Source organism: Lederbergia sp. NSJ-179 (genome assembly GCF_022867885.1).
In the GTDB taxonomy this organism is placed as follows: domain Bacteria; phylum Bacillota; class Bacilli; order Bacillales; family Bacillaceae_C; genus Lederbergia.
The window spans coordinates 31995-44888 of record NZ_JALIFP010000034.1; the positions used below are offsets into that span (position 1 = coordinate 31995).

The following is a 12894-nucleotide window of genomic DNA, read 5'->3' on the forward strand; positions in this document are numbered from 1 at the left end:
GGAAAAAGCATGAATGTTTTAAAAGGAATCCATCATGTCACAGCAATTACGAGCAGTGCAGAAAAAATATATCAATTTTTCACAACGGTTTTAGGTGTTCGATTAGTGAAAAAAACAGTGAATCAAGATGATATTCAAACGTATCATTTGTTTTTTGCTGATGACGTAGGGAGCCCTGGGACGGATATGACGTTCTTTGATTTTCCAGGTATTCCAAAGGGCGTTCATGGAACGAATGAAATTTCCAAAACATCTTTTCGAGTACCGAATGACAAAGCGTTGGATTATTGGGTGAAACGCTTTGATCGACTTAACGTCAAACATACGGGGATCACAGAGCAATTTGGGAAAAAGACGCTTTCCTTTGTTGACTTTGATGATCAAGCCTATCAGCTCATCTCAGATGAAAAGAATCAAGGCGTTCCCGCGGGGATTCCGTGGCAAAAAGGGCCAATTCCGTTGGAGTATGCGATTACAGGTCTAGGACCGATTTTTGTTCGGGTAGGAGACATCGATTATTTTAAAGAAATGATGGAAAAAGTCTTTTTATTTACAATGATGGATCAAGAGGGAGCCTATCACTTATTCGAAGTCGGGGAAGGTGGCAATGGAGCGCAAGTCATTGTGGAGTATAATGCGAAATTACCTCAAGCCCGGCAAGGGTATGGAACTGTGCATCATGTTGCATTCCGTGTGGAAGATCGCGCCGCATTGGATGAATGGACGAAACGATTGCAAGCTCTCCGTCTGCCGAACTCAGGATATGTGGAACGATATTATTTTGGATCCTTGTATACAAAGGTTACACCACAGATCCTATTTGAGATTGCAACAGACGGTCCTGGCTTCATGGGAGATGAGCCATACGAAACACTCGGGGAAAAACTATCTTTACCCCCATTCTTTGAAGCAAAACGGGAAGAAATTGAAAATCTTGTTCGCCCGATTGATACGGTAAGAAGTACGAAAGAATTTGTGAAGGAATAGGAGAATTAATCAATTTGGAAAAGGAGATAAAGATGAAACATCTATTTCAAAAGGGAAATGATCCATCCAGACCAACCTTGCTTTTATTGCATGGAACGGGAGGAACGGAACAAGATTTGATTCCACTTGCCCAAATCATAGACCCAGATGCCAATGTTTTAAGTGTAAGAGGGAATGTTTTGGAAAATGGCATGCCTCGTTTCTTTAAACGATTAGCAGAGGGCATATTTGATGAAGAAGATCTTGTCTTCCGGACTAAAGAGTTGTATGAGTTCCTTGATCAAGCGGCTGAAAAATATGGTTTTGATCGTGGGCAAATCATCGCCATTGGTTATTCCAATGGGGCCAATATTGCGGCGAGCCTGTTATTCCACTATCAACACGCATTAAAAGGGGCGATTTTACATCACCCGATGGTACCCATAAGAGGAATCGAACTTCCAGATTTAAGTGGAATCCCTGTATTTATCGGGGCGGGGACAAATGACCCCTTTTGTTCATCGGAAGAATCATTAGAACTCGAATCTTTATTTGAACAGGCAAATGCCAAAGTGCACCTGCACTGGGAAAATAAAGGGCATCAATTGACAGGGACAGAAGTGGAAGCAGCGCGCAGCTGGTATTTGTCTAAATAAGTATGGATATATATTTGCCTTATGAATGGGTTTATCTCCGTCCTTTTAAAGAAGAGCCTCCTTTTCACGCTAATATCTCGAAAGGGAGATGTATGAAGTAGAGGGATTATAAATTCGCTTCACAATGGGCGTTAGAAAGAAATAATCATTTTAGGGAGGTGATTTTTATAAGATCCAGTTGAACTTAGAAAGAGAAGGTGTTTTTTTTATATATTATTTACCAGAAAAACAAAGGAGATGGAAAATATGTCAAATGTTAAATTAGCGGTTATTTTTTATAGTATGGGTGGAACAAACTACCAATTAGCAAAATGGGCAGAAGAAGGAGCAAAGGCAGCAGGGGCAGAAGTGAAAGTTTTAAAAGTGGAAGAATTAGCTCCTGATTCTGTGATCGAGGGAAATGAAGGATGGAAAGCAACTGTGGAAGCAACGAAAGATGTTCCAGTGGCAACATCAGCTGATCTCGAATGGGCCGATGCGATTATTTTCAGTGTGCCAACTCGTTTTGGAAATATGCCTTCGCAAATGAAACAATTTCTTGATATCCAAGGAGGGCTTTGGGCAACGGGCAAGACCGTGAATAAAGTCGTAAGTGCGATGTCTTCTGCGCAAAATCCCCATGGCGGACAAGAAGCAACGATTTTATCGTTATACACCAGTATGATGCATTGGGGTGCGATTATCGCTGCTCCTGGTTATACAGATCCCGTATTATTTGGTGCTGGAGGAAATCCATATGGAACAAGTGTCACTGTAGGACAAGATGGGAAAATGATTGAAGATGTTGAGGCGGCTGTGAAGCATCAGGCGAAACGTACTGTAACAGTAGCGGAATGGGTTAAAAAAGGAAATCAATAAGTAGAAAACAGAGCTGGCCGGAGTTATTCGGTCAGCTTTATTGCTGTTGAGCTTAAAAAGTTGTTCTGGTCAAGTAGTATGAGCCATTAGCATGAATTCATGGTGGTTAAGTGAGTGTTAAACTAAGAAAGCTATTCTTAATTTTTCTGAACATACCATGGTAATTTATATTCCATTTTTTTACCTTGTTTCCTATTTTTATTTGTTACTATCCAATTCCCATCTTGCTTTTGTACTTGATAATTGACATTTGTACTATCAGATTTTTTAAAGAGTATATAACCTATATTGCCTTTTATAAAGGTTACAGGGTCTATAACATTTTTGTAGGGTATCTTGCTCTCGAGAGACAAAATGCTCGTTACGATTTCTTCCGCAAAGTAACAAGGGATTTAAATTCATTATTTATTTCGGCTTGGTATTGCAATTGATTGTATGTGTAGGAAGAGTAAGACCCTAAATTCAAATGAAAAGACTGTTTTATATCTGAAAGTGTTGCATTATAAAATTCATTTATTTCCTTCTCTTCTTTATCTCCCTCATGTTTAAAACGAATTGTTTTAACCCCAAAAGGACTGATGCTAAAAGTCATTGTTTCCTTACCATAAGGAGGGTTATGGCATGTTCAAATGTTGTGACTTGGAGTTTGGCAATAATGCTAAACCGACCCTCATCCACTCTGGTGATACTCAAAATCTTAGCATCATATAAACCATATTGCTTGGGATAGCCATAGTATTGAATAATTTCTTTTTGTATGGATGGATCAAGGGTTGTAATCAATGTATCATATAGAAGTTTATATTCAGGTCGTTCACTTTGGGCACAAATCTTGTTAGGAATCATCAAAAAAGTGATTGCAGCAATTAAAATATAGGTTAATTTTTTCATGGGGGATTATGCCTCTCTAAAATATTTTTCATATATAATTTGTGCCAATAAGAGCAAATTATCAAAAGTTTTTTAAAAGTTGGAGGAAAACTATCCTGAGGTGGAGGTATGAGAAAAATCCTAATGGCATTTAAACAGGGAAGTAGAGCGTAGCTAGGAAATGGGGAAGAGCATTGTTCTGGTGTCAGGTTCTGAATTGAGTCGGATCCTGACGCAAAACTTTAACTTTTTTGAAAAAAGGAAGTTAATTAAAGAGGTTTTTTGATAAGTTTTAAACAGAGCCTTACTATTTACAGGAGGTGTTGGATGGAGAAATCTTTGTTGACTAGATTCACCAAGAATGTAGTGGGAGAGGCTGTTTTGAGATATGGTGTTCAGTTCGAAGATCTCTTTACCTATATATGTGTCATTTTTAGATTTAAAAGGGAGTAAATACTTGTGATAAATGGCATGTTTTCTTGTATCAAGAAGTTGGTATGGCGCTATTTCTGACTACTATTGCTTATTCTTTTCGCATACGATATCATTTTTATAAAAGAGAAAGAAAGGAGAAAACTTATATGTTTGCAGTTGAACCAACATTTTTCGTTAAATAGCAGAGCCATGTCAAGGTAGTAATGACTACATTGCAATTTAACGAGAACGGAGAATACAAATGAATTTAATAGCGCTGTCTATTTCGACAGAAAATGATTCAAAAGAACTTAATAAACTTTTTAGAGAAGCGAAACCATACTTCAATCAAGTTGAAGGAAGAGAGCCTTTGGCACCTTTGATAGACATTAATACTGTAATTCCCGATATCCCAAAAGAATTTGTAAAATGTCTTAGCATCCGTTACCTGAACCATTTGATCGGATATATGTGGGTGTTTGAAGAGTCAGAGACGAATTATTATATCTTGCATATGTATATTTCAAAAAAGTATAGAAAACTAGGTTTAGGAACATTGGCAGTTCATGAATTAGATAATTACTATTTAGATAGAGGTTTCTTGACCGCTGAATTGTTGGTTTCTGGCTCAAATTATCTGGGCTTAAAATTTTGGACTTCCGTCGGTTTCGACAAAATTATATACGTAGAAGCCCCAGAAGAAAATGCAGTAACGAGTTCTGTTGAATTAGAATTGAAAAAGGATTTAAGTTTATATATCCAAAAACAACGTGTATACTTGGTTCCAGTAACCGAAGATAATAAATTTCTAGGTCAAAGTTTAAGCGTTACAGATGAACAAGTTAAAGCCAAATTAATTCTAAATGTGCCAGAAGCAATTGAAGCAGCTGAAGAGCGTCCTAAGTATGCTCGCCCCTTTTTTATACAATTGAATAATACTATTATTGGATATACAGCATTTGCTTTCGATGGAGAAATCGAAGAGGAACGGTTTAGATATTGGCTCTGGCAATTTATGATTGATGAGAAATATCAAAATAAAGGATATGCTTCATTAGCTTTAGAAAAAGTGATCAAATACTTTAAAAATGAAGATGTTCAATATATCACTTTGTCTACTAAACCAACAAATGTCAATGCTCTTCATTTGTACAAAAAATTCGGTTTTTATGAAACGGGAGAAATGAATGATGAAGAAGTAATGCTTCAAAAGAAACTTTATTAAGCATGGCTATATAAACATAAATAATTTAAAAATTAGATATGCCTAGGTTTCAAGGGTGAATATTTGGAATGAAATCGAGATAAGGCTATGGAAAAGTTTTAAATACTTGAGCCATATTTCAAAATGAATCAGTCCCTAACACAAATAGTCAACAAGAAAGAATTCCGCTGAGGGGAACGTACTTTAAAACAGTATTATTTTGGCCATCCCTATTCTATTCATCACGTTAGCCGGATTGTATGTAAAATTCGTCTTTTTTTAGGCATAAGACAAAAATTTCTTTGAGCTTAAAAACGATTTCCCTGATCTATTTTCTGAATGTTATTCCGGAAGTGGATCAGGGAATAGTATTTTAAGTGAGAAGGAGAAATGTACATGAAAAAGACGTTCACTTCCCCTTTCTTATGGGCGATGTTAGGTTTAGGTATGTTGATATTAGGCACAGCCTCATTAGTGCTTGTTAATTTTACAAAAGTAATACATATCTTCATTCTAATCTTGTTTGTAAGTCAGATAATACTCGGCTTTGAGAATAGGGGAAAAATCGATTTCATAACTTGGTTATCTTATATCGAGATTATTGTCATCCTACTAGAACTCGTATTTTTGCTTCACTACCATTATATCCTACTATGTGTAAATGCTTTTGCCTCTATTGTAATGGGATTCCTACTTATCGTATTTTCATTTAGGGATGTATGGAAGGCTCGGGCACAAAAAAGTCAGCAGACGAAAAGTCGTAAAATCCTTACAATTGGAGTAAAATCTCTTGGAGCAATCGTGGGAGTTTTTATAATCGTGTTAGTGGGTTTTATTATGTTTCTAGCCGTTCGTCCGATGGTGGGGATTCAAATATTTTTTGAGCACAAAAATTCCTATCAACCCGAGAAAAAGTCAAAGGTGACGGAGTTGAAAGATGGAACAATGTACATAAATGATATACAATATGGCACACAATATCCCAACAGTTTCTTAGATATTTATGTTTCTAACAAAGATATATCTACCTTAAGACCGACGTATATTTTTATTCATGGTGGAGGATTTGTAACAGGGGATAAAGTAGAGGAAGATAAATCTGGCCGTTCAGAGATTGATTATTATACCTCATTCACAAATGCTTGATATAATGTTGTATCTATCAACTATGCTTTTGCGCCTGAATATCTTTATCCCACACCGTTGTATCAAATGAGCGAAGCCATCGAGTTTTTAAAAGTACATGCAGATGAATATGGTATAGATATGGAAAGGGTTATGTTAGGTGGAAGTTCAGCAGGAGGACAAATTATAGGACAATTTGCGATGGCCCAAACAGATCGTGAATATGCCAAAGAGCTGAATATCCAACCTGTAATGGAAGAGGATTCCATAAAAGGCGTTATTTTTAACTCTGCCTTATTTGAACCCGCTAAATTTGCTCAATCAAAGGACAGTTGGCTGAAGGATTATTTGCGGTCTATTTATGGCCGAGCTTATTGGGGCAATGACTACGAAACCAATCAATACACAAAACAAGCTGACCTAGTAAAAAATGTAACAACCAATTATCCACCAGTCTTTATTTCCGACGGAAACACGGCCTCCTTTTATAAACAAGCAAACGCCTTTGATAAAAGGTTAGATCAACTCGGCATCGAACATCAGTTTAATTATTATGGGAAAGAGGTAGCGAGTTTACCCCATGGTTATGAAGTAACATTTGATAGTAACTATGCTCAAAAGAACATGAAAAAGATGCTTCAGTTTGTAGCGGAACAATTTAAGTGAATTGTTCCGCTACAAAGTTATCAACGACCCCTTACTGGTTTGATAATTAAATAATAGTCGATAGATCGTAGGAAAAGTCTCTTGGTCTTTGTTTAATGAAAGAATCCTTTCATTCCTTTAATGACATAGTCTATTTATGTCAAAACGTCCTAATTTTTGGACGTTTTAGTCATATAGATAGAATTTTATGTTAGTATTTAATTGTAGGAAAATTTTTACAAAGAGGTAGAAGAAAATGAAAATTAGTCAAGCAAACGATTTTGAATTAGTTGCTATATTAAATAAATATGTTCATGATTTACACGATAATTTAAAAGACAGGAGAAAATACAGATGAACATTATTAGTCTTAGAGAACATCCAGAGTATAAAGAAACAGCTATTACATATTTTCAAAGCAGATGGGCAGACGAAAACAGTATGAAAGTTTATGAGGATTCAATTACACATAGCATCAAAACAGATAGTCCCCTTCCTATTTGGTACTTAATGGAGCAATCAGATGAGATCATTGGGTGTGCAGGTCTAATTAGCAATGATTTTATTAGCCGCATGGATTTATGGCCATGGATATCCGCCCTTTACATTGAAGAAGACTATCGCGGTCGATCTTTAGGGGAAAAACTTATTTTGCGTGCTAAAGCGGATGCTGAAAGAGCAGGATTCAATCGAGTTTATCTGTGCACGGACCACATTGGTTACTATGAAAAATACGGGTTCACTTATATGGGGGATGGCTATCATCCGTGGGGACACCGTTCAAGAATTTACGCAAGCGAAATTCTTTGAATATATCTGAGTCTTTCTGGGATCTGTTTCTTATTTAACGTGATTCTATATTCGTCATTAGCTCTATTTTCTTATTTTAAATGCCTCTCATAGAGGGGGGATGATTCCCAAAGAAGGTACTGGCTTTTCACCGGAGCGGTGTGGCGATGGAAAAAAGGTTATTTTGTAGAAATATAGAAGTTATACATAAACAAAAATAATGGAGGTTTATATTATGGGTACAACAGTAAGCGATGTATTCCAATTGATAGAATCAAATGATGTCCCTGCATTAGAAACGACTTTGATTGCTAATTCATCTTTAGCAAATATAGAAAATGAGCAAGGGATAACGCCACTAGGATTTGCAGCACATCTGGGAAAGAAGCAAGCAGTCCAACTACTTTTAGATTTCAACGCAGATGTCAATGCCGTCTCCCACTCAAAAATAGACTATATCCCATCCAATACGGCCCTTCATGCTGCTATAGCAGGAGCACGGGATTTAGAAATCATTGAACTCCTTTTAAAAAATAACGCGAATCCAGATATCGTTGATAGTAATGGGTTTACATCTCTACACACAACTGCTTTTCATGGCAACAACCAAGAAATAGTTCGTCTTTTACTTGAACATGGCGCTACAATCGATACAAAGATGAGTGACGGAAAAACAGCGATTGATATTGCTAGAGAGCAAGGAAACAATCAAGTAGCTGAGCAATTACAACGGTATCTTGAACTTACCTAAAAAAAGATAGGGGTGTCACAATGTCGCTTATTTTGACGGAAGAGCTTGCGCGTAGAATCGAACAATCAGAGATAGAACTTTTGGAGTCACGATTGACAGGTGTTCAGAGTATAGAAGGGAACCCAATGGGTGTGGAAATAAAAAAATTTGGTGATGCTGTTGCCTATTATGTAAAGAATATTCCAGGTCCCTCATTCAATAATGTAAAGGGGGTTAGCGCGAATCAACTGGATGAGATTGATACCATTTTAGATTTTTATCATGAAAGGGAAATACCAGCAAACTTTGAAATTACTCCTGCTCATTGTTCTGTAGAGCTATTTAAGTTGCTTTCAGAGAGAGGCTATTTTCAACGTGGCTTCCGTACGGCACTTTGTGCTTCAATAGCGGATGATTTTATATTGAGCGCAGAACAAGATACTTCGATTTCGATCCGCGAATTCGAGGATGATGAATTTGCCATATTTGGCCAGATTTATACGAAAGGGTTTAATATGCCATCTTCGTTAATCGATTTTGTGGCGCAAAATAATCGGGTTTTGCATCATAATGAGCACTGGACCTTTTACTTGGCACGTGTAAAAGGGGAGCCTGCCGGAATAGGTGTTTTATTTGAAAAGGACGGCATAGCGACACTTGCTGCATCTGCAACCATTCCGGAATATAGAAATAAAGGCGTGCACAGTGCATTGATAGCCAAACGGTTACAACATGCTCAACAAAACCATTGTCATATGATTGTCGGACAAACAGCCTATGGCAGTGGTAGTCTTAGAAATATGGAAAGGGCCGGAATGAAAATTGCCTACACGAAGGCGATTTGGACGAAACTTTGATACATAATGAATGCTTCTTATATGGAGGTTACAATGCAAGGATACAATGTTTTAATGATCTATAGCAACGATATGAAGTCGTTGTTAATGTGCAAGCGATTACGGGAGCCGTACAAAGGCTTAAGTAATTTTGTTGGTGGGAAAATCGAGGACGGAGAAACCGGTATGGAAGCTGCATATCGGGAATTGTTTGAAGAGACGAGTATTTCGAAAGCAGATGTGACACTTCATCATGTCATGGATTTTACCTACTATTTTCATCATTGTTATGTGGAGGTTTATGTTGGCAGATTGAAGCAGAATTTCTTGGTTTCAGGAGATGAAAATGAGTTATATTGGTCTGATCTGAATCAAAACTTTTTTGATATGAGCAAGTTTGCAGGTGAAGGCAATATTGGTCATATGGTAGAACAGGTAAATCTGATGAAAGATGAAATTCTAGTGGACTGAATGGGGTGCGACATGAAGATTAGACAGGCGAAGCAAACGGATGCGAAGGGCATTGCAAAAGTGCAGGTTGATAGTTGGAAAACAACCTATAAAGGGATTGTTCCGGATGAGTTTTTACAGAGTATGACGTACGAGAGCAGAGAAGAAAAATGGAAAGAGATTATTTCAAGTCAGCCAGTATTTATTGCTGAAACGAAAGATGGCGAAATTGTTGGTTTTGCGGGTGGCGGGATGGAAAGGACGGGCAAGTACCCTGATTTCGAAGGAGAGTTATATGCCATTTATATCCTAGAAGAGTTTCAGAGGAAAGGGTTAGGGAGATTGCTAGTGGAGGCTGTTGTGGAAGATTTAAAACGGAAAAATATTTCCACTATGACCGTGCAAGTGTTAGCAGAAAACCGTTCCCGATTCTTCTACGAATCTCTTGGAGCAAAAAAGATTGATACAGCTGAGATTGAAATTGGAGGAAAGCAACTAACTGAATTTGTATATGGTTGGAAAAATATAAACACCATTTAATATAATTTTAACCGGCGCTTTCCATAACAAGGATAAGCGCCATTTTCAATCTAAGAAAAGACGCAAAGTTTCCGTAGCCTTATTTTTTTTATTTGATAATATTGGAAAGAAGAGGATTAAAGCAAGTCGCTAAAAAATCTGTCCCATAAACTTTACATAGAAAGGTCGAATGTTATGGAAAATAGCGATCAAAAAGAACCAATGATTTTTGATATTCATGTCACAGAGGGAACTCACTATGAGGTAGGTAAACAACGGGCGATTACTTTGGACCTTGCTGTCACTTTTATTCAAGTGGAATGGGGACGCTTAGAAGCATGATATTTGATATCACTGATAAGAAATTAAAGGTGAGTCTTGGCCCTCCTGATATGAATCCATGGCATGCTGTTGATTTTGATGAGCCAGTGGGAATGAAGGAAATAATTTGTAAGTATGAAAATGTGGTTATAGACAATCCGGAACAATTTTGGAGAGAAATGTAATTGATTTTATAGAGAAAGGCAGCTTATTATTTCAGGTAATTCGCTCAATGGTTCCTATTCCTGTAAGTTGCACTCCGAGTGACTTAAATATCTAAATAACAAACCAACAAGTCTTTTTTTAAAAGCCAAATTAAGCAATTAAAAGCGGTTTCCTTGCTAACGCAAAGTTTCGCTGGGGCCCCTTATGATTAGACTTTTATTTTTTGCGTAGTAGCGTATCATTTGTAACGGATGATAAAAACCTCTCTTAATCTAGGGAAAATTGTTTAGATATCGATGTAGAAGTTTTATCTTAACTTTACACTTTGTGGGACTTTCAGTTTAAATAAGTGGATCCCGGAAAAATCATTCGGAAAAAAGCTAGTAAAATCCCAAAATTGATTAACTGTTTTCTGAATATTGGGGTTTTATTCCCTTGCTGCACTATTGCTATAAGGACACACCCTTTTAGGCTTGGATATTATTTCCTAGAAAAGCTCTTTTTACATAATAAGTGTTGTTCATTAGACCTAGTTACAAGCTGACAAGTAGTTATAAAGGGGGAATTTTGTAAAAATTAGTACTTTTGAATGATTTAAACAAGAAATTTGTCGATTAAAATGATAATAATTTACATTTTATGTAAAATACTTACATTTTATGTAAATATTTACATTTTATGGAAAGGAGTTTAGTATATGAAAAAGATTTTTTCAGCTTCACTCGTCTTTATATTAATCTTAAACCTGTTCTTTAATATAAAGGCAATCACCGCTATGGCAGCAGAAGATGAAAGTGATGGCGTTACGATAAATAGTAGCGACTTTTATGATTATGCTGATGGTGTTATCTATCAATATGAGGGAGATCCTTCAGTGATCGCTAGTAATGGGGGAACTGAGCTTAAGGGAACTATTCAAACTGATCTGGGTTATGGAAACGGATTAGCTATGAATGAAGAAGCATTCTTTGTAAATGATAGTGAAGGCAATCTGTACCGAGTAGATTCTAATGGAACAACAAGTAAAATTGGCAAGTTATGGCAACACACTGCCACTGGAGCCACCTCATTAGACGGTACTAAGTATCTTTATGTGTATGACTGGGAAGGAGAAGTATGGCTTTCATCTTTTGATATTAATACAGGTGAAACTATAGATCATAAAGTTGTAAATAAAACCAATATAGAACTTAGAGATCATACAGGAGACGGAGATATCGTTGTTGATGGAGACGGGTATGTATGGCAAGCAACATATAATAAAAATGCATCAGGTAATTCCTATTTGGTAAGAATTGATCCGGATAATGGAGACCTTGATCGGATTATCCCCGTTATTTATTCGGATGGCTCTTCAGTTCAGCGTTTAGGGGAATTAGCATTTCTCGGTGATGGGACATTAGTTGGCGCTGATGGAGAGTCTAAACCCTATGATATCATTCGTATAGACCCAAGTACGGGTGTTGTATCTGATATTATAGGTGAAATTAATTACGATAGTACCGATTTTGCCTCTAATGTTAGATCAACTTTACAATCCAACTTAAACATTGCGAAATCTGTTTCACCTGAAGGTACTGTTGCTCAAGGAGAAGAGCTCACTTATACATTAGAAATCTGGAATGATGGGAATGTTGCTTCTACAGAAACGTTTTTACAAGATATGATTCCAGAGGATACTACTTATGTAGCAGATAGCACTACTTTAAATGGTAATCCTGTCTCTGATGTTGATGGTAAAAGTCCGCTTGAAGAAGGACTGTATATTAACTCTCCGGAAACAGAAAGCGGAGTGATTTTTGCTGGAGAGAGTAATAAAGCGGTAGTTACATTCAAAGTTACAGTAAATAATGTTGAGAAGAGTACTACAATTACAAATTTGGCATCAGTGTCAAATAGTGAAGATGTAGAGAAAGACTCGAACACAGTTGAAAATGTAGTACAAGTAAAAGAAGGATCTATCGTAATCGAATATGTGGATGAGGACGGCAATCCGGTAGCTGATCCTGACTCACTTACAGGAGAAGTAGGTTCTCCATATGAGACAAGCCCGAAAGAGATTGACGGGTATGAGTTAGTCAAAACACCAGACAATGCGACTGGGGAGTTCAAGGAAGAAGAGCAAACCGTAACGTATGTTTATAAACCAGTGAAACCTGAAGGTACTGTTGCGGTTGAATATGTGGATGAGGACGGCAATCCGGTAGCTGACCCAGACTCACTTACAGGAGAAGTAGGTTCTCCATATGAGACAAGCCCGAAAGAGATTGACGGATATGAGTTAGTTAAAACACCAGACAATGCGACTGGGGAGTTCACGGAAGAAGAGCAAACCGTAACGTATGT

15 protein-coding genes and 1 pseudogene are annotated in these 12894 nt (G+C 37.1%); 14 read left to right on the forward strand and 2 right to left on the reverse strand.

Going from position 1 to position 12894, the window contains the following annotated elements:
* Positions 1-9 precede the first annotated feature (9 nt).
* The 3 genes from MUB24_RS18460 (at position 10) to wrbA (ending at position 2480) form a co-directional block, all read left to right on the forward strand.
* Positions 10-987 carry a ring-cleaving dioxygenase gene (locus MUB24_RS18460; protein ID WP_244706687.1) on the forward strand — a complete coding sequence of 326 codons (978 nt, stop codon included), beginning with the start codon at positions 10-12 and terminating at the stop codon, positions 985-987.
* A gap of 32 nt (positions 988-1019) precedes the next feature.
* Entirely contained in the window at positions 1020-1622 is a 603-nt protein-coding gene (locus MUB24_RS18465) for an alpha/beta hydrolase (protein ID WP_244706689.1), read from the forward strand.
* Between the two features lie 246 nt (positions 1623-1868).
* Positions 1869-2480 carry an NAD(P)H:quinone oxidoreductase gene (gene wrbA / locus MUB24_RS18470; RefSeq protein WP_244706690.1) on the forward strand — a complete coding sequence of 204 codons (612 nt, stop codon included), beginning with the start codon at positions 1869-1871 and terminating at the stop codon, positions 2478-2480.
* Positions 2481-2841: 361 nt separating this feature from the next.
* On the opposite strand, the gene MUB24_RS18475 is transcribed toward wrbA, so the two are convergent.
* Both MUB24_RS18475 and MUB24_RS18480 read right to left on the reverse strand, forming a co-directional pair.
* Positions 2842-3072: a hypothetical protein gene (locus MUB24_RS18475; protein WP_244706692.1), complete on the reverse strand. Its 231-nt coding sequence runs from the start codon at positions 3070-3072 to the stop codon at positions 2842-2844.
* Positions 3069-3371 carry a DUF3888 domain-containing protein gene (locus MUB24_RS18480; RefSeq protein WP_244706694.1) on the reverse strand — a complete coding sequence of 101 codons (303 nt, stop codon included), beginning with the start codon at positions 3369-3371 and terminating at the stop codon, positions 3069-3071. Before MUB24_RS18480 ends, MUB24_RS18475 begins: the two co-directional genes overlap by 4 nt.
* Positions 3372-4026: 655 nt before the next feature.
* Here MUB24_RS18480 and MUB24_RS18485 point away from each other — a divergent pair.
* From MUB24_RS18485 to MUB24_RS18535, 11 genes and pseudogenes are all read left to right on the forward strand, one after another.
* Positions 4027-4989, forward strand: a complete 963-nt coding sequence (locus tag MUB24_RS18485) for a GNAT family N-acetyltransferase (RefSeq protein WP_244706696.1) — start codon at positions 4027-4029, stop codon at positions 4987-4989.
* Positions 4990-5364: 375 nt separating this feature from the next.
* Positions 5365-6114, forward strand: coding sequence for a hypothetical protein (locus MUB24_RS18490; RefSeq protein WP_244706698.1), 750 nt, complete (start codon positions 5365-5367; stop codon positions 6112-6114).
* A 12-nt stretch (positions 6115-6126) separates the two neighbouring features.
* A pseudogene (locus MUB24_RS18495) lies at positions 6127-6759 on the forward strand (alpha/beta hydrolase); the annotation flags it as partial.
* 333 nt (positions 6760-7092) lie between these two features.
* Positions 7093-7548 carry a GNAT family N-acetyltransferase gene (locus tag MUB24_RS18500; RefSeq protein WP_244706702.1) on the forward strand — a complete coding sequence of 152 codons (456 nt, stop codon included), beginning with the start codon at positions 7093-7095 and terminating at the stop codon, positions 7546-7548.
* A gap of 214 nt (positions 7549-7762) precedes the next feature.
* Positions 7763-8278 (forward strand): ankyrin repeat domain-containing protein, encoded by a 516-nt coding sequence (locus MUB24_RS18505; RefSeq protein ID WP_244706703.1) that lies wholly within the window; start codon positions 7763-7765, stop codon positions 8276-8278.
* A gap of 20 nt (positions 8279-8298) precedes the next feature.
* Positions 8299-9114: a GNAT family N-acetyltransferase gene (locus MUB24_RS18510; RefSeq protein ID WP_244706704.1), complete on the forward strand. Its 816-nt coding sequence runs from the start codon at positions 8299-8301 to the stop codon at positions 9112-9114.
* Positions 9115-9147: 33 nt separating this feature from the next.
* Positions 9148-9564 (forward strand): NUDIX hydrolase, encoded by a 417-nt coding sequence (locus tag MUB24_RS18515; RefSeq protein ID WP_244706705.1) that lies wholly within the window; start codon positions 9148-9150, stop codon positions 9562-9564.
* Positions 9565-9576: 12 nt separating this feature from the next.
* Complete coding sequence (locus MUB24_RS18520) at positions 9577-10083, forward strand: GNAT family N-acetyltransferase (protein WP_244706707.1); 507 nt, start codon at positions 9577-9579, stop codon at positions 10081-10083.
* 174 nt (positions 10084-10257) lie between these two features.
* Positions 10258-10404 (forward strand): hypothetical protein, encoded by a 147-nt coding sequence (locus tag MUB24_RS18525; RefSeq protein WP_244706709.1) that lies wholly within the window; start codon positions 10258-10260, stop codon positions 10402-10404.
* Positions 10401-10568, forward strand: a complete 168-nt coding sequence (locus tag MUB24_RS18530) for a hypothetical protein (RefSeq protein WP_244706711.1) — start codon at positions 10401-10403, stop codon at positions 10566-10568. Before MUB24_RS18525 ends, MUB24_RS18530 begins: the two co-directional genes overlap by 4 nt.
* Before the next feature lie 755 nt (positions 10569-11323).
* On the forward strand, positions 11324-12894 hold a 1571-nt coding region (locus MUB24_RS18535), incomplete at its 3' end, for a MucBP domain-containing protein (RefSeq protein WP_244706713.1).

Bases quoted from the DNA above. Each gene is read 5' to 3' on its own strand.
- MUB24_RS18485 (WP_244706696.1), top strand. From the start codon at position 4,027: ATGAATTTAATAGCGCTGTCTATTTCGACAGAAAATGATTCAAAAGAA.
- wrbA (WP_244706690.1), top strand. From the start codon at position 1,869: ATGTCAAATGTTAAATTAGCGGTTATTTTTTATAGTATGGGTGGAACA.
- MUB24_RS18525 (WP_244706709.1), top strand. From the start codon at position 10,258: ATGGAAAATAGCGATCAAAAAGAACCAATGATTTTTGATATTCATGTC.
- MUB24_RS18515 (WP_244706705.1), top strand. From the start codon at position 9,148: ATGCAAGGATACAATGTTTTAATGATCTATAGCAACGATATGAAGTCG.
- MUB24_RS18510 (WP_244706704.1), top strand. From the start codon at position 8,299: ATGTCGCTTATTTTGACGGAAGAGCTTGCGCGTAGAATCGAACAATCA.
- MUB24_RS18505 (WP_244706703.1), top strand. From the start codon at position 7,763: ATGGGTACAACAGTAAGCGATGTATTCCAATTGATAGAATCAAATGAT.
- MUB24_RS18490 (WP_244706698.1), top strand. From the start codon at position 5,365: ATGAAAAAGACGTTCACTTCCCCTTTCTTATGGGCGATGTTAGGTTTA.
- MUB24_RS18465 (WP_244706689.1), top strand. From the start codon at position 1,020: ATGAAACATCTATTTCAAAAGGGAAATGATCCATCCAGACCAACCTTG.
- MUB24_RS18530 (WP_244706711.1), top strand. From the start codon at position 10,401: ATGATATTTGATATCACTGATAAGAAATTAAAGGTGAGTCTTGGCCCT.
- MUB24_RS18475 (WP_244706692.1), bottom strand. From the start codon at position 3,072: ATGACTTTTAGCATCAGTCCTTTTGGGGTTAAAACAATTCGTTTTAAA.
- MUB24_RS18460 (WP_244706687.1), top strand. From the start codon at position 10: ATGAATGTTTTAAAAGGAATCCATCATGTCACAGCAATTACGAGCAGT.
- MUB24_RS18500 (WP_244706702.1), top strand. From the start codon at position 7,093: ATGAACATTATTAGTCTTAGAGAACATCCAGAGTATAAAGAAACAGCT.
- MUB24_RS18520 (WP_244706707.1), top strand. From the start codon at position 9,577: ATGAAGATTAGACAGGCGAAGCAAACGGATGCGAAGGGCATTGCAAAA.
- MUB24_RS18480 (WP_244706694.1), bottom strand. From the start codon at position 3,371: ATGAAAAAATTAACCTATATTTTAATTGCTGCAATCACTTTTTTGATG.